Here is a 21,756-nt window from a genome sequence, read left to right on the forward strand (position 1 = left end):
ACTGCGCAAAAAAAAACCGCCGCCCCCAAAGGAGCAGCGGTTTTTCAAGGCATCGCGCTAAGGCTTAGTAGCCCAGTGCGAAGTCTTCTTCTTTCATGTCCATCAGGTTGTTGGCGCCCGACAGCATGGTTGCAACGTGAGTGCGGGTACGCGGCAGGATGCGCTGGAAGTAGAAGCGCGCAGTCTGCAGCTTGGCGGTGTAGAACGCCGTGTCGGTGGTGCCGGCAGCCAGCTTCTCGGCGGCCAGGCGCGCCATGTCGGCCCAGAAGTAGGCCAGGCAGGCGTAACCGGAGTACATCAGGTAGTCCACGGAGGCCGCGCCGACTTCTTCGCGGTCTTTCATGGCAGCCATACCGACCTTCATGGTCAGCTCGCCCCATTCCTTGTTCAGTGCAGCCAGCGGCGCGACGAATTCCTGGACAGCTTCGTTGCCTTCGTTGTTCTGGCAGAACTTGTGGACGATCTTGGTGAAGCCTTTGAGTGCTTCGCCCTGGGTCATCAGCACTTTACGGCCCAGCAGGTCGAGTGCCTGGATACCGGTGGTGCCTTCGTACAGCATCGAAATGCGGCTGTCGCGAACGTTCTGCTCCATGCCCCATTCGGCGATGAAGCCGTGGCCGCCGTAGATCTGCACGCCGTGGTTGGCCGATTCGAAACCGACTTCGGTCATGAAGGCCTTGGCGATTGGCGTCATGAACGCCAGCAGTGCGTCGGCTTTCTTCTTCTCTTCTTCGTCCACGCCGTATTTGACGATGTCGACCTGCTTGGCAGTGAAGTAGACCATTGCGCGGTTGCCTTCGGCGAACGCTTTCATGGTCAGCAGCATGCGACGTACGTCCGGGTGCACGATGATCGGGTCAGCGGCTTTGTCCGGTGCTTTCGGGCCAGTCAGCGAACGCATTTGCAGGCGATCGCGAGCGTATTTCAGACCGCCCTGGAAGCCGATTTCGGCGTGGGCCAGGCCTTGCAGCGCGGTGCCCAGGCGAGCGGTGTTCATGAAGGTGAACATGCAGTTCAGGCCTTTGTTCGCCGGGCCGATCAGGAAACCGGTGGCCGCGTCGAAGTTCATCACGCAGGTGGCGTTGCCGTGGATGCCCATCTTGTGTTCCAGGGAACCGCAGGACACGGCGTTACGCGCACCGATCGAGCCGTCTGCGTTTGGCAGGAACTTGGGCACGATGAACAGCGAAATGCCTTTGGTGCCAGCCGGAGCGTCCGGCAGGCGGGCCAGCACGATGTGGACGATGTTGTCGGCCATGTCGTGTTCACCGGCCGAGATGAAGATCTTGGTGCCGGATACCTTGTAGGAACCGTCGGCCTGAGGTTCGGCCTTGGTGCGCAGCATGCCCAGGTCGGTGCCGCAGTGCGGCTCGGTCAGGCACATGGTGCCGGTCCACTCACCGGAAACCAGCTTGGTCAGGTACGCCTCTTGCTGCTCAGGGGTGCCGTGCTCGGAGATGGTGTTCATCGCGCCGTGGGACAGGCCTGGGTACATGCCCCACGACCAGTTGGCTTCGCCGACCATTTCGCTGACCGCCAGGCCCAGCGACTCAGGCAGGCCCTGACCACCGTGCTCGACGTCATGGGCCAGGCTTGGCCAGCCGCCATCGACGAATTGCTTGTAGGCTTCCTTGAAGCCGGTCGGGGTCTTAACGCCGGACTCGCTCCAGGTGCAGCCTTCGAGGTCGCCCACACGGTTCAGCGGCGCCAGCACCTGCTCACAAAACTTGGCGCCTTCTTCGAGAATGGCGTCAACCATGTCCGGAGTGGCGTCTGCGCAGGCCGGAAGGCTCTGATAGTGCGCTTCGTAGCCGAGCAGTTCGTCACGAACGAAGCGAATATCACGCAAGGGGGCCTTGTAGTCAGGCATAGCGATAAACCTCTGCTGATGTAACCGGGAATGAACGACCGCTGAAATTGTTGTGACGGTCAAACAGTTGTTTGAAACATACGTTTACGCCCAAATCTTGTCAAGCATCGTTCTTTTGCCGTTCGTCATCGCCCTATGCAAATGCCGGACACGCGAAGACGCGACATGGCGCCGCATGAAGGCTGTCGTGGAGCAAAGTTTAGTTGGCGCAGAAGGACTTACAGACAAAAACGCCGCGAAAGGTCGCGGCGTTGGTGATGCGGATCGAGCGCGGGATCAGGCGAAGGTGTCGATCAGCGTGCCGAGCACTTCGTCGGAAGCCTTGGCCACCTTGACGCCGGCCTCGACCTGGAACTTGCCCTGGGCCATTTCGATCATGCTGCTTTCGATGTCCGATTGCTGACTGCGATCGACCGAACGCAGGCGATCGACCTGAACGTTGGAGGACTGGCTGGTCACCGAACGCTCGATCGTATTGTTGGCAATCTGGCCAGACGCCTGATCGACACGGTTCTGCCCTGTCTGAATAGTGCTCAGACCGGCATAAAAAGCGGTATTTCCTGAGATTTCCATGGGAGAACTCGTCCTGAAAAAGGATCAACGCCGCCTATTGAAGCAGAGATGGCGGCATAACGCCCGACAAAAACACTAATGGCACAGTGCCTTGTCATAGTGAAAACCGAAACCTCAGTCCAAAAGATCCAGTTGAAGGTGTTCGGCAACCGCCTCCGCTGTCACCTGCTTGAGCTTCGGCACTCGCCCCAGGCACGGCGCAGGAATGCGTTCAGCCAAGGTCGCGAGGTTTTCTTCCAGGCGCGAGGTTTTCGGGTCGATGATGTTGGCCACCCAACCCGCCAGTTGCAAACCGTCATGGGCAATCGCCTCGGCGGTGAGCAACGCATGGCTGATGCACCCCAGCCGCACGCCGACCACCAGAATCACCGGCAGATCCAGCGCCATGGCCAGGTCCGACAGGTTGTCCTGATCGGCCAGCGGCACACGCCAGCCGCCCGCGCCTTCGATCAGGGTGAAATCGGCCTGCATCTCCAGTATCTGGCGCATTGGGGCCAGCAGCGATTGCACGGTCAACGCCACGCCCGCCTCCCGCGCCGCCAGATGCGGGGCGATGGCCGGCTCGAACGCGACCGGATTGACCTGGGCATACTTGAGCGGCAGCGAGCATTCAGCCAGCAACGCCAGCGCATCGGAGTTGCGCAGGCCCTTGGGCGTCACGTCACACCCCGAGGCCACCGGTTTGCCCGCAGCGGTGCTCTGCCCTGCCAGCCGTGCCGCGTGCAGGAGGCCTGCGGCGACGGTGGTCTTGCCGACATCGGTATCGGTGCCGGTGATGAAATACGCTGCGCTCATAAGGGTTTCTCCAAAACGGCATACACCACTTGATAAGTCGCCGGCAGGCCCTGGGCCTGTCGAAACTGCTCATAGGCCTCGACCAGGCCGAGTATCCGCGCCCGCCCGGTCAAACCACCCGGCCGCCCGGGGTTGAGGTTGTGCGCACCCAGTGCCTTGAGCTCGTGGGTCAGGCTGCGCACATCCGGGTAATGCAGCACGTGCGGGCGGGTTTGCAGGCCCACGACCCGCAGGCCACTGGCCCCGCACAACGTCTGGTAATCGGCGAACTGGCGAAAGCGATTGACGTGCACCATGCCGTCCACTTGCCGCCAACTGTCGCGCAACTCCGCCAGCGTGCCCACGCACAGACTAGCAAACGCGAACATTCCGCCAGGTTTGAGTACGCGCAACGCTTCATCGAGCACCGCGTTGAAGTCGCCGCACCACTGTACCGCCAGGCTGGAGAAGATCAGGTCGCAGGTGGCATCACGCAGCGGCAGGCGCTCGGCATCGCCCGCGACAAAGTGCGTGGCGCCGCCCAGCGGACGGGCGTGATTGAGCATGCCTTCGGCGATGTCCAGCGCCACGCCGCTGCCCTCGGGAAAACGCTCGGCCAGCACCCGACTGAAATGCCCGGTGCCGCATCCCAGGTCGAGCCAGCGACCCGGTACGAAATCGGCTGGCAATCGGCTCAGCAACTGCTCGCCGACATTGCGCTGCAACTCGGCCACGCTGTCGTAGCTGGCCGCTGCCCGGGAAAAGGACGCCGCCACCTGGCGCTTGTCCGGCAAGGCACCGGGCAGGTTGGGAAGGGATAAATCAGTCATCACCGCACTCATGCAAAAAGGCCTGGATCGCCCCCGCCACTCCGTGCGGGTCCTCCAGGAGAAACGCGTGGCTGGCCTGTTCGATCAGGCCGATTTCGACATCCGGCAGCAAGGCCAGCAACTCACCGGCCGTTTCGGCGGGCACCAGCCCGTCGAGCCCGGCGAACAGGTGCAGTTGCGGCCCCCGGAACGCTTGCAGGGCCTCGCGGGTATCGAGCCGGGCAAGCAGCTCCAGGCCGCTCATCAACACAGAAGGCGCGGTGTTCGGCGCGCCACCCAGCAGCAGCCGTGAAAGTCCGCGCGGGTCTTCGGCGCCCTGGGCGCACAGCAGCGAAAAACGCTTGAGGGTCGTGCGCGGATCAGCCTGGCAGCCGGCCAGGAAAGCGTCGAACGTCTCGCCCGCCATCGCGCTCGGCCACTGTTCATGGGCGACAAACGAAGGATTGCTCGCCAGGGTCAGCAAGCCGCAGCAGCGATCACCGCGCCGTGCCGCCAACGCCGAGGCGAGCATGCCGCCCAGGGACCAGCCGCCCAGCCAGGCGTCCTGGGGCACGCTGGCGTCGAGCTCATCGAGCCAGTCTTCAGGGTCACTGGAGTCGACTTCCGGCAGCGGCTCGATCTCGACCCGCAGGTGTTCATCCAGCCCTTGCAGCGCCGCAGCCAGGGGCTCCAGCACGGAAATACCGAGGCCCCAGCCGGGCAGCAGGATCAGGCGGTCACGCATGGCTTGGCTCCGGTCCCAGTTGTTGAAAACAATCGGCCAGTCCCTCTAACAATAGCTGCACCTGTGCCTCGCTGTGGGCGGCGGTCAGGGTCACGCGCAGGCGCGCGCTGCCGGCGGGCACGGTTGGCGGGCGGATCGCCGTGACCATCAGGCCGCGTTCGCGCAGCATCTGCGACAGGCGCACCGCGCGCCCGGCATCGCCGATCAGGATCGGCTGGATCGGCGTGAAGCTGTCCATCAGGGTCAGGCCGATCTGCTCGGCGCCCTGGCGGAACTGGCGGATCAGCCGGTTCAGATGTTCACGCCGCCAATGTTCGGTGCGCAGCAATTCGAGGCTCTTGAGCGTCGCGCAGGCCAGGGCCGGTGGCTGGCTGGTGGTGTAGATGTAGGGCCGGGCGAACTGGATCAGACTCTCGATCAGCTCTTCGCTGCCAGCGACGAAGGCGCCCGCCGTGCCGAATGCCTTGCCGAGCGTGCCGACCAGCACCGGTACGTCGTCCTGGCTCAGGCCGAAATGCTCGACGATCCCGCCGCCATTGGCGCCCAAGGGGCCAAAACCGTGGGCGTCATCGACCATCAACCAGGCGCCCTTGGCCTTGGTCTCGCGGGCCAGCGCCGGCAGGTCGGCGATGTCGCCGTCCATGCTGAACACGCCGTCGGTGACCACCAGGGTGTTGCCGGTGGCCTTCTCAAGGCGATTGGCCAGGCTCGCCGCGTCGTTGTGCAGGTAACGGCTGAAACGCGCGCCGGACAACAGGCCGGCATCGAGCAGCGAGGCATGATTGAGGCGGTCTTCGAGCACCGTATCGCCCTGCCCCACCAGCGCGGTCACCGCGCCGAGGTTGGCCATGTAGCCGGTGGTGAACAACAGCGCACGCGGGCGCCCGGTCAGGTCGGCCAGGGCTTCTTCCAGTGCGTGGTGCGGGCCGCTGTGACCGATCACCAGGTGCGAAGCACCACCACCGACGCCCCACTTCGCAGCGCCCGCGCGCCAGGCTTCAATCACCAGCGGATGATTGGCCAGGCCCAGGTAATCGTTGTTGCAGAACGCCAGCAATGGCTGGCCATCAACCACCACCTCGGGGCCTTGCGGGCTTTCGAGCAGGGGGCGTTGGCGGTAGAGGTTTTCGGCACGACGGGCAGCCAGGCGTGCGGCGAGATCGAAAGACATGCAGGCCTCGGACAGCAATGAATGTAGACACTGGACATGTGGGAGCGGGCTTGCCCGCGATAGCAATCAATCTGTCGACATCTATGTTGAATGTCACACAGCTATCGCGGGCAAGCCCGCTCCCACAAAGTGTGGGGTTGTACTTCAAGCCGCGATATCAAACCGCCGCGTTGTAGAACATCTCGCTACTCTTCTGCTCCACCAGCGCCTGCTCGATGGCCGCCTGATGCACCTCGTCGGCATGCTCCTCGCGGGCTTCCGGGAGGATGCCCAGGCGCGAGAACAGTTGCATGTCCTTGTCGGCCTGCGGGTTGGCGGTGGTCAGCAGTTTTTCGCCGTAGAAAATCGAGTTGGCGCCGGCGAAGAACGCCAGGGCCTGCATCTGCTCGTTCATGGCCTCGCGGCCAGCGGACAGCCGCACGTGGGATTGCGGCATCAGGATGCGCGCAACCGCGAGCATGCGGATGAAGTCGAACGGGTCGACGTCTTCGGCATTTTCCAGCGGTGTGCCGGCGACTTTCACCAGCATGTTGATCGGCACCGACTCCGGATGCTCCGGCAGGTTGGCCAACTGGATCAGCAGGTTGGCGCGGTCGTCCAGCGACTCGCCCATGCCGAGGATGCCGCCGGAGCAGATCTTCATCCCCGAATCACGCACGTAGGCCAGGGTTTGCAGGCGCTCGCTGTAGGTGCGGGTGGTGATGATGCTGCCGTAGAACTCGGGCGAGGTGTCGAGGTTGTGGTTGTAGTAATCCAGGCCGGCCTTGGCCAGCGCTTCGGTCTGCTCCTGGTCCAGGCGCCCCAGGGTCATGCAGGTTTCCAGGCCCATGGCCTTCACGCCTTCGACCATCTTCAGCACGTAAGGCATGTCCTTGGCCGATGGGTGCTTCCACGCCGCACCCATGCAGAAACGGGTGGAACCGATGGCTTTGGCGCGCGCAGCCTCCTCGAGGACCTTCTGCACTTCCATCAGCTTTTCTTTTTCCAGGCCGGTGTTGTAGTGGCCGGACTGCGGGCAGTACTTGCAATCTTCCGGGCAGGCGCCGGTCTTGATCGACAGCAGCGTGGAGACCTGCACGCGGTTGGCGTCGAAATGCGCGCGGTGCACGGTCTGCGCCTGGAACAACAGGTCATTGAATGGCTGGACGAAGAGAGCTTTGACTTCGGCCAAAGACCAGTCATGACGCAAAGTGGCGGAGGTGCTGGCGCTCATGGGCGTTACCTTTATTCTGAACGGGGCAAGGCTGGCGACTGAGGCAGGGAATAACCACAGGCGCGACACGGATGTTTGGCATATTTAAGGAAGAGCGATGCGCTGTCAACCGCAGTACGATGGACCGGTTTACATCTGGTTAAAAAACAAACAAATCTGTTTGCTTTGTAGCGAGCCCGCCGATGAGGCCACGCCCATCTGCACCGATTGCGAAACCGAATTGCCGTGGCTGGGCGATCAGTGCCAGACCTGTGCCCTGCCCTTACCCGCCGCAGGACTGACATGCGGCCAGTGCCTGCACGAACCGCCGCCGTTCCAGCGGGTGGTCGCACCATGGCTGTACGACTTTCCGCTGGACAGCCTGATCACCCGCTTCAAACACAACGCGAAGTGGCCCTATGGCCGCCTGCTCGGCGAACTTCTCGCCCAGTTCCTGCAACATCGCTACGACGAAGGGCTGGCGCGCCCTGATGCCCTGGTGCCGGTACCCCTCGCGGTCAAGCGCTTGCGTCAGCGCGGGTTCAATCAGGCGGTGATGCTGGCCCGCTGGCTGGGCGACAGCCTGGACATCGCCAGCGACGAACACCTGCTCAAGCGCGTACAAGACACCAGCGCCCAACAAGAACTCAAGGCCGAGGCGCGCAAGAAGAACCTGCGTCACGCCTTTGCCCTGGTGCCCGGTGCGCAGGTCGTCGGCCGCCACCTGGTGCTGGTGGATGACGTGCTCACGACCGGCGCCACCGCCCAGGCATTGGCGCGGCTGTTGATGGAGGCCGGCGCTGCGCGGGTCGATGTGTATTGCCTGGCGCGAACACCAAAACCGGGTTGATCGGGATCCCTGTAGGAGCGAGCTTGTCGAAACGTCGAACCGTCGCGATGGCCTCAAGAACGCCGCGGTGTGTCAGGCCGACAGTGTTATCGTTGACGTCCATCGCGACGGTTCGACGCCTCGACAAGCTCGCTCCTACAGAATATCCGCCATGCCTCTGTCCACCCTGCTGTCCCAATACATCGTCCGCCGCCCGCAACGCATCGCGCTGCTGCAACACATCGCCGAACAGGGCTCGATCACCCGTGCCGCGAAAAGCGCGGGCCTGAGCTACAAGGCCGCGTGGGATGCCATCGACGAGCTGAACAACCTGGCGCAAAAACCGCTGGTGGAACGCAGCGTCGGCGGCAAGGGCGGTGGCGGCGCCAAGCTGTCGAGCGAGGGCGAGCGGATTCTGCGCCTGTACCAGAAGCTGCAAGCGCTGCAGGCCCAGGTGCTCGAAGCCGCCGAAGAGGCCAGCGACCTCAACCTGCTCGGACGCCTGATGCTGCGCACCAGCGCCCGCAACCAGTTGCACGGCAAGGTCCAGACCATCGAAGCCCAGGGTCGCAACGACCTGATTCGTCTGGAACTGGCTGAAGGCTTGAGCCTGGATGCACAGATCACCCATGACAGCACCGTGCGCCTGGCACTGGAGCCGGGCAGCGAAGTCTTCGCCCTGATCAAGGCTGGCTGGCTCGACTTGCTGGCCGTCGAAACGCCGGCAACACCGGGACACAATGATCTGACCGGCGTCATCGAAGAAATCCTCGACGCCGAGGACGGCCCCAGTGAAGTGCGCATCGGCCTGCCCACAGGCCAGACCCTGTGCGCACTGGCCGAACCGCTGGACCTGCGCGCGCGTGGCCTGGGGGTCGATAAACCGGTGCGGGTGCAGTTCGCCCCGTCCAACGTGCTGCTCGGTACACAACTCTGAAACACAAGCGTCATTTACGCGCTTTAAGGTGACTGCAAAAAACCGCAGGGAGCCTGACCGTGAGCCTATTAGAAGAGAACCAATCCACCGACCTTGAAAAAATGGTCGGCCTCAGCCGTCGTGGTTTCATCAGCGCCGGCGCCCTCTGCGGTGCCGCGATGTTCCTCGGCGGTAATCTGCTGAGCCGCAGCGTGATGGCCGCGAGCGTCAGCGCCGGCAACAGCAAGCTGCTGGGTTTTGCCAGCATCCCCGCGGCCACCAGCGATGCCATTACCCTGCCGCCCGGCTACAAGTCCTCGGTACTGATCAGTTGGGGCCAGCCGTTGCAAAAGGACGGCCCGGCGTTCGACCCGAGTGGCAACGGCACCGCCGCCCAGCAGGAAGTCCAGTTTGGCGACAACAACGACGGCATGAGCCTGTTCGAGTTTCCCGGCGAGAAAGACCGGGCGCTGATGGCGATCAACAACGAATACACCAACTACCGCTACCTCTACCCCCACGGCGGCATGCCGCAGTCAGCCGAAGAAGTGCGCAAGGCGCTGGCCTGCGAAGGCGTGACGGTGATCGAGGTGCAACGCAAGAAGGGCCATTGGCAGTTCGTCCAGGGCTCGCGCTACAACCGTCGCATCCACGGCAATGCGCCGATCACCCTCAGCGGCCCCGCCGCCGGTCATGACCTGCTCAAGACCAGCGCCGACCCGCAGGGCAAGAACGTCCTCGGCACCTTCCAGAACTGCGCCAACGGCAAGACGCCGTGGGGCACTTACCTGACGTGTGAAGAGAACTTCACCGACTGCTTCGGCAGCAGCAATGCCGAGCACAAGTTCGACGCCGCTCAGAAGCGCTATGGCGTGGTGGCCGCCAGCAAGGAGATCAACTGGCACCCGCACGACGAACGCTTCGACATGGCGAAAAACCCCAACGAACTCAACCGTCACGGCTGGGTGGTGGAAATCGACCCGTTCGACCCGAAATCGACGCCGGTCAAGCGCACCGCACTGGGCCGCTTCAAGCACGAAAACGCCGCCCTGGCCGAAACCCATGACGGGCGCGCCGTGGTGTACATGGGCGACGACGAGCGTGGCGAATTCATCTACAAGTTCGTCAGCCGCGACAAGATCAACCACAAGAACCCCAAGGCCAACCGTGACCTGCTGGACCACGGCACCCTGTACGTGGCGATCTTCGACGCCGGCGACGGCAATGCCGACCACCCCAAGGGCAAAGGTCAGTGGGTCGAACTGACCCACGGCAAGAACGGCATCGACGCCAGCAGCGGTTTTGCCAGCCAGGCCGAAGTGCTGATCAATGCACGCCTGGCCGCCACCGTGGTGAAGGCCACGCGCATGGACCGTCCGGAATGGATCGTCGTCAGCCCCAAGGATGGCCAGGTCTATTGCACCCTGACCAACAACGCCAAACGCGGCGAAGACGGCCAGCCGGTCGGCGGCCCGAACCCACGGGAGAAAAACGTCTACGGGCAGATCCTGCGCTGGCGCACCGACCGTGACGATCACGCGTCGAACAGCTTCGCCTGGGACCTGTTCGTGGTCGCCGGCAACCCAGGCGTGCACGCCGGCACGCCCAAGGGCGGCTCGTCGAACGTCACCCCGCAGAACATGTTCAACAGCCCCGACGGCCTGGGTTTCGACAAGGCCGGCCGGCTGTGGATCCTCACCGACGGCGATTCGAGCAATACCGGGGACTTCGCCGGCATGGGCAACAACCAGATGCTCTGCGCCGACCCAGTGACCGGCGAGATCCGCCGCTTCATGGTCGGGCCGATTGGTTGCGAAGTGACCGGCATCAGCTTCTCGCCGGACCAGAAGACCTTGTTCGTCGGTATTCAGCATCCCGGGGAAAACGGTGGTTCGACCTTCCCCGAGCATTTGCCCAATGGCAAGCCGCGGTCTTCGGTGATGGCGATTACCCGTGAGGATGGCGGGGTCGTCGGCGCCTGATAGGGCCTCATCGCGGGCAAGCCCGCTCCCACAGTTGATCTGTGTCGTTCACAAATCCTCTGTAGGAGCGGGCTTGCCCGCGATAGCTTCACCACAGTCCCAACCCTTACAAGGCCGTCTGCGCTACCATGCCTGGCCGGACGCAGCAGCCTGCTGCGCGCAGGAGTCAGCATGGCCCACCCGTTTGCAACCCTCACCCCAGACCTCGTGCTCGATGCCGTCGAAAGCATCGGCTTTCTCAGCGACGCGCGCATCCTGGCGCTCAACAGTTACGAGAACCGCGTCTACCAAGTCGGCATCGAAGGCGAAGAACCGCTGATCGCCAAGTTCTATCGCCCGCAGCGCTGGAGCAACGAAGCGATCCTGGAAGAACACCAGTTCACCTTCGAACTCGCCGAGTGCGAGGTGCCGGTGGTCGCGCCGCTGATGCACAACGGCACCAGCCTGCACGAACACAACGGTTTTCGTTTCACCCTGTTTCCCCGCCGTGGCGGCCGCGCGCCGGAGCCGGGCAACCTCGATCAACTGTATCGCCTCGGCCAGTTGCTCGGGCGTCTGCACGCCGTCGGCTCGACCCGGCCGTTCGAGCACCGCGAAGCGCTGGGCACGAAAAACTTCGGCCATGACTCGCTGGCCATCCTGCTCGAAGGCAACTTCATTCCCAAAAGCCTGCTGCCGGCCTACGAGTCAGTGGCCCGCGACCTGCTCAAGCGTGTGGAAGAGGTTTACCAGGCTACCCCGCACCAGAACATCCGCATGCACGGCGACTGCCACCCCGGCAACATGATGTGCCGCGACGAGGTGTTCCACATCGTCGACCTCGACGACTGCCGCATGGGCCCGGCGGTGCAGGACATCTGGATGATGCTCGCCGGCGATCGCCAGGCCTGCCTGGGCCAGTTGTCGGAGCTGATGGATGGCTACAACGAGTTTCACGACTTCGACCCACGGGAACTGGCACTGATCGAACCGTTGCGCGCGCTGCGCCTGATGCACTACAGCGCCTGGCTCGCCCGGCGCTGGGATGACCCGGCGTTCCCGCACAGTTTTCCCTGGTTTGGCACGGAGCGGTACTGGGGGGATCAGGTGCTGGCGCTGCGCGAGCAATTGGCGGCGTTGAATGAAGAGCCATTGAAACTCTTCTGACCACAGCCCCTCCTGTAGGAGCGAGCTTGCTCGCGATTGCGGTTCGTCATTCACCATCAACGTTGGCTGACTCACTGCATCGCGAGCAAGCTCGCTCCTACAGGTATTGGCTCCACCGTTGTTTACGGGACATTTGTAGACAAATTTCCTTACAATCACTCTTTTGTTAGCTGCCTAAGCAAGGATTCTGCATGCAAGCTGCCAACCCGCGTCGCGGGTATATCCTGGGCCTCACCGCCTACATCATCTGGGGCTTGTTCCCGATCTATTTCAAAGCCATCGCCAGCGTGCCCGCGGTCGAGATCATCATTCACCGGGCCATCTGGTCGGCGCTGTTCGGCAGCCTGTTGCTGCTGGTCTGGAAGCACCCGGGCTGGTGGCGCGAATTGCGTGACAACCCCAAGCGCCTGGCGATCCTTGCCCTGAGCGGCACGCTGATCGCGGCCAACTGGCTGACGTATGTCTGGTCGGTAAACAACGGGCGCATGCTCGAAGCCAGCCTCGGCTACTACATCAACCCGCTGGTCAATGTGCTGCTGGGCATGCTGATCCTCGGCGAACGGCTGCGGCGCATGCAGTGGATCGCCGTCGGGCTGGCGGCTGTGGGTGTGGCGCAGCAGGTGTGGCAGGTCGGAAGCTTGCCGTGGGTGTCGCTGGTGCTGGCGCTGACGTTCGGCTTCTATGGCCTGATCCGCAAGCAGGCGCCGGTCAAGGCCCTGCCCGGGCTGGTGGTGGAAACCTGGATGCTGGTGCCGCTGGCCATGGCCTGGCTGCTGTTCAACCAGACGGCCATGACCGCCCAACCCGAGTTCTGGACCACCACCGAGGCCTGGTGGCTGATCGCCGCCGGGCCGGTCACTCTGGTGCCGCTGGTGTGCTTCAACGCCGCCGCGCGGGACCTGCCCTACACCACCCTGGGCTTCCTGCAATACCTGGCGCCGACGCTGGTGCTGCTGCAAGCCGTGCTGCTGTTTGGTGAGCATCTGTCGTCCACCACCCTGATCGCCTTCATGTTCATCTGGGCCGGGCTGGCGGTTTACAGCGTCGATGCGTGGATAAGTCTGCGCCGGCGCAGCTGATCAAAAAACGCACAAAGCCCTGCAGGCCGCGTTCGCCGTGGCCTGCACGCATCCTTCCCAAGGTTATCCACAGCGTGATCCCCGCCGTTTGTGCGCAACTCGTTGAAACTGCTGGTTTTTTGATCAGTTCTTGAAGAAGCCCGGCCGGCGGGGGCTAGCGGGCTGTCTCTACAGGTTATCCACAGGCCGGTGCACGAATAAACTGGATAACCCGTTCAGGGCTCGCTGCGCAGCACCAATTCCACCATCAAGTCATCCGCCAGGGTTTCCAGGCGCGATTGCAGCACATCCAGCGACAGCGTCAGCGGCACGGCCAGGATCGCCTCGGCGTGGAACAGCGGCTCGCTGCTCATCGGCGCTGGGCGCACTTCGGTGACCAGACGCTCCAGGTTCACCCCCTGCTCGCTCAACAGTCGCGTGATGTCGCGCACGATCCCCGGGCGATCATTGCCCACCAGTTCCATGGCAATCGGCTTCCAGGTGCAGGACTGCTCGATCGAGCTTTCGGCAATCAACACGCGAATGCCCTGGGTCGACAAGCCTTGCAAGGCATCGACCAGCGCGTCGTAGGCCTCTGCCGGCACGCCCACCCGAAGAATCCCGGCGAACTGCCCGGCCATGCGCGACATGCGGCTTTCCAGCCAGTTACCGCCCTGCTCGGCGATGCATTGGGCAATGCGCTCGACCTGGCCGGGTTTGTCCGGCGCGAAAACGGTGAGTACGAGGTGGTCCATGGCGCAGCCCTCTCTGGTCATGATTTTTGTAGTTGAGTTGCAAGTATAGGCAAGCGGGGGTTGTGTGTTGTTTGGGCGGACGCCATCGCGGGCAAGCCCGCTCCTACAGGGATCGGGGCGGCGCGAACGACAAATCGTGTACAACTCACGATATTTAACTGGAACAATCCATGAGTTTTTTGAGAACATCCCGTGCTTCGCCGTGACTGCAATGCGTCACGGGGTCGCAGAACGACGTAATTAGTCTAATTTTCACAAGCGCAATTGATCATGTAGTATGCCGCAGCGCGCACTACATAACGTTGGATCGAGGTCTGCCGCAGGCACGCTCGCAACCCCCAAAGCCCAGTCAGCAAGGCTTCAAAGCCGTTGATCGGTTCCATCCCGGCCGCCCGAAAGGGCATGTACCGAGGGAAGGGGTTTGTGGTTTAAATAGCCCCAGGCTTGATTGTCAATTTGAAGAACAAAAGCGAAATAGCTGAGCAGAGTGAGGCAAGCAATGACTGAACACGTTCAAGTCGGTGGCCTGCAGGTCGCCAAAGTCCTGTTCGACTTCGTGAACAACGAAGCCATTCCCGGAACCGGCCTCACCGCCGAAGCGTTCTGGGCCGGTGCCGACAAGGTCATTCATGACCTGGCGCCGAAGAACAAAGCCCTACTCGCCAAACGCGATGATATCCAGGCTCGTATCGACGCCTGGCACCAAGAACGTGCAGGCCAGGCCCATGACGCCCAGGCTTACAAGGCGTTCCTGCAAGACATCGGTTATCTGCTGCCAGAAGCGGCCGATTTCCAGGTAACGACGCAAAACGTCGATGAAGAAATCGCCCGTATGGCCGGCCCGCAACTGGTGGTGCCGGTGATGAATGCCCGTTTTGCGCTCAACGCCTCGAACGCCCGCTGGGGTTCGCTGTACGACGCGCTCTACGGCACCGACGCCATCAGCGAAGCCGATGGTGCGGAAAAAGGCAAAGGCTACAACAAGGTTCGCGGCGACAAGGTCATTGCCTTCGCCCGCGCCTTCCTCGACGAAGCCGCACCTTTGGCCGCCGGCTCCCACGTCGACGCCACCCGCTACAGCATCGCTGACGGCAAGCTGGTCGTCGCCCTCAAGGGCGGCAGCAACAGCGGCCTGCGCAACGACGCGCAACTGATCGGCTTCCAGGGCGATGCCGCGGCACCGATCGCCATCCTGCTGAAAAACAACGGCCTGCACTTCGAAATCCAGGTCGATGCCAGCACCCCGGTCGGCCAGACCGACGCTGCCGGCGTCAAAGACATTCTGATGGAAGCCGCGCTGACCACCATCATGGACTGCGAAGACTCCGTTGCGGCCGTCGATGCCGACGACAAAGTGGTGATCTACCGCAACTGGCTCGGCCTGATGAAGGGCGACCTGGCAGAAGAAGTCGCCAAGGGTGGCAAGACCTTCACCCGCACCATGAACGCCGACCGCACCTACACTGCCGTCGACGGCAGCGCGCTGAGCCTGCACGGCCGCTCGCTGCTGTTCGTGCGCAACGTCGGTCACCTGATGACCATCGACGCGATCCTCGACAGCCAGGGCAACGAAGTGCCGGAAGGCATCCTCGACGGCCTGGTGACGTGCCTGGCGGCGCTGCACAACCTCAATGGCAACACCACGCGCAAGAACACCCGCACCGGCTCGATCTACATCGTCAAGCCGAAGATGCACGGCCCGGAAGAAGCGGCGTTCACCAACGAGCTGTTCGGTCGCATCGAAGACGTGCTGGGCCTGGCGCGCAACACCCTGAAAGTCGGGATCATGGACGAGGAGCGCCGTACCACGGTCAACCTCAAGGCTTGCATCAAGGCGGCCAGCGAGCGCGTGGTGTTCATCAACACCGGCTTCCTCGACCGCACCGGCGATGAAATCCACACCTCCATGGAAGCCGGCCCGATGGTGCGCAAGGCCGACATGAAGGCGGAAAAATGGATCGGCGCCTACGAGAACTCCAACGTCGATATCGGCTTGAGCACCGGCCTGCAAGGTCGTGCGCAGATCGGTAAAGGCATGTGGGCCATGCCGGACCTGATGGCGGCGATGCTCGAACAGAAAATCGCCCACCCGCTGGCCGGAGCCAACACCGCCTGGGTCCCGTCGCCAACCGCCGCCGCGTTGCACGCGCTGCACTACCACAAGGTCGATGTATTCGCCCGCCAAGCCGAACTGGCCAAGCGTGCACCGGCCTCGGTGGACGACATCCTGACCATCCCGCTGGCAGTGAACCCGCAGTGGAGCGCCGAGCAGATCAAGAACGAACTGGACAACAACGCCCAGGGCATTCTCGGTTACGTGGTGCGCTGGATCGACCAGGGCGTCGGCTGCTCGAAAGTGCCGGACATCAACGACATCGGCCTGATGGAAGACCGCGCCACCCTGCGCATTTCCAGCCAGCACATCGCCAACTGGCTGCGTCACGGCATCGTCACGCAGGAGCAGGTGATGGAAAGCCTCAAGCGCATGGCGCCAGTGGTTGACCGTCAGAACGCGGGCGATGCGCTGTATCGTCCGCTGGCGCCGAATTTCGACAGCAACATCGCCTTCCAGGCGGCGGTCGAACTGGTGATCGAAGGCACCAAACAACCCAACGGCTACACCGAGCGGGTCCTGCACCGTCGTCGTCGTGAGTTCAAGGCTGCCAATGGCCTGTAACTGAAGCCAATGAAAAAAGCCCTGATCTGTCGATCAGGGCTTTTTTGTATGTGCTGCTTGATTCCTGTAGGAGCGAGCTTGCTCGCGATGGACGCAAGACCGCCGCTGGGTATCAGGTAGAACCGTGTAATCGTTAACGACCATCGCGAGCAAGCTCGCTCCTACAGGGACGGGAACGGTTCGGTCAGGGCTCCATCCCCAACTCATGCTTGACCAACGCCAGCAGCTTGCCCGTATCAATGGGCTTGAGCAGGAAGTCCACCACGCTCAAATGCATCGCGGCAATCGCATCCTTCACGTCGGCATCGCCGGAAACGATGATGAACGGCATGGCCGCCCTCACGGATTCGCGCACCTGGCGAATCAGGTCCAGGCCATCGACGTGGCCCATGCGCAGATCGGTGATCACCAGGCCGATCGAGGGTTTCTCACTCAACATCTTCAGCGCCGTTTCGCCACTGGAAGCGGTCATGCAGCGAATGCCATCCAACCCCAATATTTCCGACAACAGCTCGCGAGCGTCTTTATCGTCGTCAACGATCAGCACCCGTTGCGGCGGCAGATCGGGCTCCAGCATGACGGCACTCAGCGCTGCGCGTTCGGCGTCACTCAAAATATCGTGGTCGGACATGGCTTTCTCTAGGTAATCAAATTCTTCCCTGGCTCAGTGGTGAGACATCCTAAGGAGACCTTCTAATGTGCACTTCGTCGGATTTTTTGCCTATAAGGGAAAGGATAGTTTTTTCCAAAGATTGCGTAGGGGATTTCCGAAATTTTGCAGTCCCCGGGCCATCCTAGACTTACGTCCAATGGGCACTTGGCGCTCAGAAGCTGACCATGGCTGAGTCATCCGACAACAACAATTTTAAAAAAGACTGCGGTAATGGTTATGAGTAAAGCGGACGCCTTCACCCAGGCAGGGAAAACCGCGGTATTGCAGAACATCCAGGGCACTCTGCAATTCCTTCAGCGCTTCCCGCCCTTCAATCAGATGGAACACGCCCATCTGGCCTATCTGGTTGAACAGTGTCAGCTGCGTTTTTATGCGCCCGGCGAGAGCATCATCAAACCCGCCGACGGCCCGGTTGAGCATTTCTACATCGTCAAACAGGGCCGGGTGGTGGGTGAACGCCCCCACAGCGCCAAGGGCGGCACCGAAACCACGTTCGAAATCACTACCGGCGAGTGCTTCCCCCTGGCTGCGCTGCTGGGCGAGCGGGCGACCCGCACCGAACATTTGGCCGCCGAAGACACCTTCTGCCTGCAACTGAACAAGCTGGCGTTCATCAAGCTGTTCGCCCTGTCCAACACCTTTCGTGATTTCGCCCTGCGCGGGGTCAGCAGCCTGCTGGATCAGGTCAACCAGCAAGTCCAGCAAAAAGCCGTGGAAACCCTCGGCACCCAGTACTCGCTCAACACCCGCCTGGGTGAGCTGGCCATGCGTCACCCGGTGACGTGCAGCCCGCAAACGCCCCTGCGCGAAGCCGTGACCCTGATGCACGAACAGCAGGTGGGCAGCATTGTGATCGTCAACGAGCACAAGACGCCCAGGGGATTTTCACCCTGCGTGACCTGCGCCACGTGGTGGCGGGCGGCACCAATGATTTCAACGAAGCCATCGACGGGCACATGACCCGCTCGCCGTTTTTCCTGAGCCCGGATCACAGCGCCTTCGATGCGGCGATTGCCATGACCGAACGGCACATCGCCCACGTTTGCCTGGTCAAGGATCAACGCCTGTGCGGCGTGGTCTCCGAGCGCGACCTGTTCTCCCTGCAACGGGTCGACCTGGTGCACCTGGCGCGCACCATCCGCAGTGCGCAACGGGTGGAAAACCTGGTGGCGCTGCGGGGCGAGATCGGCCAGTTGGTGGAGCGCATGCTCGCCCACGGTGCCTCCTCAACCCAGATCACCCACATCATCACCCTGCTCAACGATCACACCGTATGCCGGGTGATCGAACTGACGCTTGCCGAAAAAGGCGACCCCGGCGTGCCGTTCAGCTGGCTGTGCTTCGGCAGCGAAGGCCGGCGCGAACAGACGCTGCACACCGACCAGGACAACGGCATTCTTTTCGAAGCCCGGGATGCGGCGCATGCCGCCGAGATTCGCGGCAAGCTGCTGCCCATCGCGCAACACATCAACCACAGCCTGGCGCAGTGCGGCTTCACCCTGTGCAAGGGCAACATCATGGCCGGCAACCCCGAGCTGTGCCTGTCCCGCGCCGAGTGGGCCCGACGCTTTGCCGCGTTCATTCGTGAAGCGACACCAGAGAACCTGCTGGGGTCGAGCATCTACTTCGACCTGCGGGTGGTCTGGGGCGACGAGCAGAGCTGCGAGCAACTGCGTCGCGGGATCCTCGACCAGGTGGGCGACAACCGCCTGTTCCAGCGCATGATGGCCGAGAATGCCCTGCGCAACCGCCCGCCCGTAGGGCGTTTCCGCGAGTTCGTGCTGGCGCGCAAGAACGGCGAGAAAGCCACGCTGGACCTCAAGGCCCAGGGATTGGGCCCCTTCGTCGATGGTGCACGCCTGCTCGCCTTGGCCCATGGCATCGGCGCGAACAATACCCTGGAGCGTTTCCGTCAGTTGGTGGAAAAGGAAGTGATCGACAAGCTCGACGGCGCAGCGTACGAAGAGGCCTACCACTTCATTCAGCAAACCCGCATGCAGCAACATCAGCTACAAACGCGGGAGAACCTGCCCTACTCCAACCGGGTCGATCCCGACAGCCTCAATCACCTGGATCGCCGCATCCTGCGTGAATCCCTGCGCCAGGCCCAACGCCTGCAAAGCAGCCTGACCCTGCGGTATCAGTTATGAGCCTGTTTTCCTGGCTGCGACCGACCGGCCCCATGTTGTCCGGGGAATTGCAGCAACGGCTCAAAGACCTGCCAGCGCTGGCGGAGCTGGGCGAATGCAGCCTGCGCGAGCAGCGCTGGGTGGTGCTGGACCTGGAAACCACCGGGCTCAACCTGAACAAGGATCGGGTGCTGTCCATTGGCGCGGTGGTGATCGAGGACGGCGCCATCGACTTCGGCCAGCAGTTCGAACGCACCCTGCAATGCGCCGACATGAAAGTGGCGCCCAGCGTGTTGATCCACGGCCTGGGCCCGAGCGCGGTAGCCGCTGGCAGCGACCCGGCGCAGGCGCTGGTCGAGTTCATGGAGTTCGTTGGCGACAGCCCTTTGCTGGCATTCCATGCGCCGTTCGACCAGCACATGCTCGGGCGCGCGTTGAAGGATCACCTGGGTTACAAGTTGCAACACACCTTCCTGGATGTCGCGGACATCGCACCACTGCTGTGCCCGCAGGCGCACATTCGCGAAGCCGGGCTGGATGAGTGGATCGACTGGTTCAAGCTTGAAGTGGTCGAGCGCCATAACGCCAGCGCCGATGCACTGGCCACCGCCGAACTGGCGTTGATCCTGTTCAGCCGGGCGCGGCAGCAGCAGATTCACAGCCCGCTGAATCTGCAACAGCGGTTGAGCCAGTGGAAGCGGCGGCAGAATTCGCCGTCCTTTTGAATCTTCGTTGACTGGGCGGGCCCCATCGCGAGCAAGCTCGCTCCTACAGGGTGGGCGGCGCTCAGAGATCTCTGTAGGAGCGGGCTCGCCCGCGATGAACGATAACGCGGTCTATCTGCCGTTCTCACCAGCCGACCAGCGGCCAATTGCTTCCCTTTCTCGCCTCTGCCACAATCGCGAACAATTCTCGTTAGTTAACACTTCTTAATCGGTGATGCTGCGTGTCGTCAGTCCCAAGCCCTCAAAGTGAGCTCGTCGGTGCGTTATATCGCGACCATCGCGGTTGGCTATTGGCCTGGCTCAGACGCAACATCGCCTGCCCCCAGCGGGCCGAGGACCTGAGCCAGGACACCTTCGTGCGCTTGCTCGGCCGCGATGAGCTCAAAGAACCGCGCGAACCCAGGGCGTTCCTGGTGGCGATCGCCAAGGGCCTGCTGTTCGACTATTTCCGCCGCGCCGCGCTGGAACAGGCCTACCTCACCGAATTGATGCTGATCCCCGAGGAAGAACACCCTTCACCGGAAGAACAGCAACTGATCCTCGAAGACCTGAAGAACATCGACCGCCTGCTCGGCAAGCTGTCCAGCAAGGCACGGGCGGCATTCCTGTACAACCGTCTCGACGGTCTCAGCCACGCGGAAATCGCCCAACGCCTGGGCGTTTCGGTGCCGCGGGTGCGTCAGTACCTGGCCCAGGGCATTCGTCAGTGCTACATCGCGCTGTATGGAGAACCGGTGTGACCCCGACCAGTTCCAAACCGGTCTCGGCGCAGGTGCTGGACGCGGCGATCGCCTGGCAGCTGTCTCTGGACTCGGCCAACCCGGTGGAGCGCGAAGAATTCGCCAAATGGCACGCCGCCCACGAAGAACACGCCCGCGCCTGGAACCAGTTGGGCATGCTCGATCAGCGTTTCAGCGTGGCCAGCGGCCCGGCGCGCACCGCGTTGCTGCAATCGCGCGAAAGCATTCGCCGACGGGTGCGCAAGCTGGGCAATGGCCTGGCGAGCGTCGTCGCAGTGATCGGCCTGGCCCTGTTCGCCGGTGGGCGCTACCTGCCGGTCGACTATTGGCTGGCCGATCAACGCACCGCCACCGGTGAGCAACGCACCCTGCGCCTGAGCGACGGCACCGTGATCAACCTCAACACCCACAGTGCCCTGGACGTGCGCTTCGACGAGAAGCAGCGGCGAGTGATTCTGCAGGACGGCGAAATCCTCGTCGAAACCGGCCACGGCGACGCCCGGCCGTTCATCGTCGAAACCCGCGAGGGCAGCATGCGTGCACTGGGCACGCGGTTCCTGGTCAAGCGCGAGGAAGAAGGCACGCGCCTGAGCGTGTTGAAGTCCGCCGTGGCCGCACACCCGGAGTCGAGCCCCGACGAACAGATTCTGCAGGAAGGCCAGCAGGTGCTGATGCGCAGCAATGGCCTTGGCCCCATCGCCGCGCTGGACGTCGGCGCCGACGCCTGGACCCGCGGCATGCTGGTGGTGGATAACGCGCGCCTGGAAGACCTGGTGCATGAGCTCGGTCGCTACCGTCGCGGGCACCTTGGCGTAGCGCCGGAAGTGGCAGACCTGCGCATCACCGGCAGTTTCCCGCTGAAGAACACCGACCTCGCCCTGAGCGCCCTGCTGCCGACATTGCCGGTGCAGATCGAGCAGCACACGGCGTGGTGGGTGACGGTGGCGAAGGCGGATGCCAAGCCCTGAAATAGATGGAAGCCGGAAGGCCCC

At 62.7% G+C, this 21,756-nt stretch carries 18 protein-coding genes and 1 pseudogene; 10 read left to right on the top strand and 9 right to left on the bottom strand.

Translation table 11 applies throughout. From position 1 onward, the window contains the following. Positions 1-64 precede the first annotated feature (64 nt). From ABVN20_RS11370 to bioB, 7 genes are all read right to left on the bottom strand, one after another. On the bottom strand, positions 65-1,870 hold the full coding sequence (locus tag ABVN20_RS11370; RefSeq protein WP_368555696.1) for a phenylacyl-CoA dehydrogenase: 1,806 nt from the start codon (positions 1,868-1,870) through the stop codon (positions 65-67). A 276-nt stretch (positions 1,871-2,146) separates the two neighbouring features. Then, positions 2,147-2,443: a pyrroloquinoline quinone biosynthesis protein PqqE gene (locus tag ABVN20_RS11375; protein WP_368555697.1), complete on the bottom strand. Its 297-nt coding sequence runs from the start codon at positions 2,441-2,443 to the stop codon at positions 2,147-2,149. Positions 2,444-2,557: 114 nt separating this feature from the next. Further along, positions 2,558-3,238, bottom strand: a complete 681-nt coding sequence (bioD, locus tag ABVN20_RS11380) for a dethiobiotin synthase (RefSeq protein ID WP_368555699.1) — start codon at positions 3,236-3,238, stop codon at positions 2,558-2,560. Continuing rightward, complete coding sequence (gene bioC, locus ABVN20_RS11385) at positions 3,235-4,047, bottom strand: malonyl-ACP O-methyltransferase BioC (RefSeq protein ID WP_368555701.1); 813 nt, start codon at positions 4,045-4,047, stop codon at positions 3,235-3,237. Before bioC ends, bioD begins: the two co-directional genes overlap by 4 nt. Then, a complete protein-coding gene (locus tag ABVN20_RS11390; protein ID WP_368555702.1) occupies positions 4,040-4,771 on the bottom strand; it encodes an alpha/beta fold hydrolase in 732 nt (243 codons plus the stop codon). Before ABVN20_RS11390 ends, bioC begins: the two co-directional genes overlap by 8 nt. After that, positions 4,764-5,942, bottom strand: coding sequence for an 8-amino-7-oxononanoate synthase (gene bioF, locus ABVN20_RS11395; RefSeq protein ID WP_368555703.1), 1,179 nt, complete (start codon positions 5,940-5,942; stop codon positions 4,764-4,766). Before bioF ends, ABVN20_RS11390 begins: the two co-directional genes overlap by 8 nt. Positions 5,943-6,099: 157 nt before the next feature. Next, entirely contained in the window at positions 6,100-7,155 is a 1,056-nt protein-coding gene (gene bioB / locus ABVN20_RS11400; RefSeq protein WP_368555704.1) for a biotin synthase BioB, read from the bottom strand. 97 nt (positions 7,156-7,252) lie between these two features. On the opposite strand from bioB, the gene ABVN20_RS11405 reads away from it, so the two are divergent. The 5 genes from ABVN20_RS11405 to rarD all read left to right on the top strand — a co-directional run bounded on the left by ABVN20_RS11405 (position 7,253) and on the right by rarD (position 13,086). Beyond that, positions 7,253-7,984, top strand: coding sequence for a ComF family protein (locus tag ABVN20_RS11405; RefSeq protein ID WP_368555705.1), 732 nt, complete (start codon positions 7,253-7,255; stop codon positions 7,982-7,984). 151 nt (positions 7,985-8,135) lie between these two features. Then, positions 8,136-8,900 (top strand): TOBE domain-containing protein, encoded by a 765-nt coding sequence (locus ABVN20_RS11410; protein WP_368555706.1) that lies wholly within the window; start codon positions 8,136-8,138, stop codon positions 8,898-8,900. Positions 8,901-8,959: 59 nt separating this feature from the next. Next, positions 8,960-10,861 carry a PhoX family phosphatase gene (locus ABVN20_RS11415; protein WP_368555707.1) on the top strand — a complete coding sequence of 634 codons (1,902 nt, stop codon included), beginning with the start codon at positions 8,960-8,962 and terminating at the stop codon, positions 10,859-10,861. Positions 10,862-11,032: 171 nt separating this feature from the next. Further along, positions 11,033-12,007: a serine/threonine protein kinase gene (locus tag ABVN20_RS11420; protein WP_368555709.1), complete on the top strand. Its 975-nt coding sequence runs from the start codon at positions 11,033-11,035 to the stop codon at positions 12,005-12,007. Between the two features lie 191 nt (positions 12,008-12,198). Beyond that, positions 12,199-13,086, top strand: a complete 888-nt coding sequence (gene rarD, locus ABVN20_RS11425; RefSeq protein WP_368555711.1) for an EamA family transporter RarD — start codon at positions 12,199-12,201, stop codon at positions 13,084-13,086. A 215-nt stretch (positions 13,087-13,301) separates the two neighbouring features. On the opposite strand, the gene ABVN20_RS11430 is transcribed toward rarD, so the two are convergent. Then, positions 13,302-13,820 (bottom strand): glycine cleavage system protein R, encoded by a 519-nt coding sequence (locus tag ABVN20_RS11430; RefSeq protein ID WP_368555713.1) that lies wholly within the window; start codon positions 13,818-13,820, stop codon positions 13,302-13,304. A gap of 499 nt (positions 13,821-14,319) precedes the next feature. On the opposite strand from ABVN20_RS11430, the gene ABVN20_RS11435 reads away from it, so the two are divergent. Further along, a complete protein-coding gene (locus ABVN20_RS11435) occupies positions 14,320-16,497 on the top strand; it encodes a malate synthase G (RefSeq protein ID WP_368555714.1) in 2,178 nt (725 codons plus the stop codon). Between the two features lie 184 nt (positions 16,498-16,681). Here ABVN20_RS11435 and ABVN20_RS11440 read toward each other — a convergent pair whose 3' ends face one another. After that, complete coding sequence (locus ABVN20_RS11440) at positions 16,682-17,128, bottom strand: response regulator (RefSeq protein ID WP_368555716.1); 447 nt, start codon at positions 17,126-17,128, stop codon at positions 16,682-16,684. Positions 17,129-17,386: 258 nt separating this feature from the next. Between ABVN20_RS11440 and ABVN20_RS11445 the strand changes: the two are divergent. From ABVN20_RS11445 to ABVN20_RS11460, 4 genes and pseudogenes are all read left to right on the top strand, one after another. Beyond that, a pseudogene (locus ABVN20_RS11445) lies at positions 17,387-19,320 on the top strand (putative nucleotidyltransferase substrate binding domain-containing protein). Further along, positions 19,317-20,024, top strand: a complete 708-nt coding sequence (locus ABVN20_RS11450) for a PolC-type DNA polymerase III (protein WP_368555718.1) — start codon at positions 19,317-19,319, stop codon at positions 20,022-20,024. The pseudogene ABVN20_RS11445 and the gene ABVN20_RS11450 overlap by 4 nt, the downstream one beginning before the upstream one ends. A 221-nt stretch (positions 20,025-20,245) precedes the next feature. Then, positions 20,246-20,764: an RNA polymerase sigma factor gene (locus ABVN20_RS11455; RefSeq protein ID WP_368555719.1), complete on the top strand. Its 519-nt coding sequence runs from the start codon at positions 20,246-20,248 to the stop codon at positions 20,762-20,764. Further along, positions 20,761-21,732 carry a FecR domain-containing protein gene (locus ABVN20_RS11460; RefSeq protein ID WP_368555720.1) on the top strand — a complete coding sequence of 324 codons (972 nt, stop codon included), beginning with the start codon at positions 20,761-20,763 and terminating at the stop codon, positions 21,730-21,732. The genes ABVN20_RS11455 and ABVN20_RS11460 overlap by 4 nt, the downstream gene beginning before the upstream one ends. Positions 21,733-21,756 lie beyond the last annotated feature (24 nt).

Origin of the sequence: Pseudomonas sp. MYb118 (assembly GCF_040947875.1) — a bacterium.
In the GTDB taxonomy this organism is placed as follows: domain Bacteria; phylum Pseudomonadota; class Gammaproteobacteria; order Pseudomonadales; family Pseudomonadaceae; genus Aquipseudomonas.

Excerpts from the sequence above, each read along its gene's own strand:
- bioF (WP_368555703.1), bottom strand. The coding sequence starts at position 5,942 with ATGTCTTTCGATCTCGCCGCACGCCTGGCTGCCCGTCGTGCCGAAAAC.
- ABVN20_RS11440 (WP_368555716.1), bottom strand. The coding sequence starts at position 17,128 with ATGTCCGACCACGATATTTTGAGTGACGCCGAACGCGCAGCGCTGAGT.
- bioC (WP_368555701.1), bottom strand. The coding sequence starts at position 4,047 with ATGACTGATTTATCCCTTCCCAACCTGCCCGGTGCCTTGCCGGACAAG.
- ABVN20_RS11375 (WP_368555697.1), bottom strand. The coding sequence starts at position 2,443 with ATGGAAATCTCAGGAAATACCGCTTTTTATGCCGGTCTGAGCACTATT.
- bioD (WP_368555699.1), bottom strand. The coding sequence starts at position 3,238 with ATGAGCGCAGCGTATTTCATCACCGGCACCGATACCGATGTCGGCAAG.
- ABVN20_RS11430 (WP_368555713.1), bottom strand. The coding sequence starts at position 13,820 with ATGGACCACCTCGTACTCACCGTTTTCGCGCCGGACAAACCCGGCCAG.
- ABVN20_RS11450 (WP_368555718.1), top strand. The coding sequence starts at position 19,317 with ATGAGCCTGTTTTCCTGGCTGCGACCGACCGGCCCCATGTTGTCCGGG.
- ABVN20_RS11420 (WP_368555709.1), top strand. The coding sequence starts at position 11,033 with ATGGCCCACCCGTTTGCAACCCTCACCCCAGACCTCGTGCTCGATGCC.
- ABVN20_RS11370 (WP_368555696.1), bottom strand. The coding sequence starts at position 1,870 with ATGCCTGACTACAAGGCCCCCTTGCGTGATATTCGCTTCGTTCGTGAC.
- ABVN20_RS11390 (WP_368555702.1), bottom strand. The coding sequence starts at position 4,771 with ATGCGTGACCGCCTGATCCTGCTGCCCGGCTGGGGCCTCGGTATTTCC.
- bioB (WP_368555704.1), bottom strand. The coding sequence starts at position 7,155 with ATGAGCGCCAGCACCTCCGCCACTTTGCGTCATGACTGGTCTTTGGCC.
- ABVN20_RS11410 (WP_368555706.1), top strand. The coding sequence starts at position 8,136 with ATGCCTCTGTCCACCCTGCTGTCCCAATACATCGTCCGCCGCCCGCAA.
- ABVN20_RS11435 (WP_368555714.1), top strand. The coding sequence starts at position 14,320 with ATGACTGAACACGTTCAAGTCGGTGGCCTGCAGGTCGCCAAAGTCCTG.
- rarD (WP_368555711.1), top strand. The coding sequence starts at position 12,199 with ATGCAAGCTGCCAACCCGCGTCGCGGGTATATCCTGGGCCTCACCGCC.
- ABVN20_RS11405 (WP_368555705.1), top strand. The coding sequence starts at position 7,253 with ATGCGCTGTCAACCGCAGTACGATGGACCGGTTTACATCTGGTTAAAA.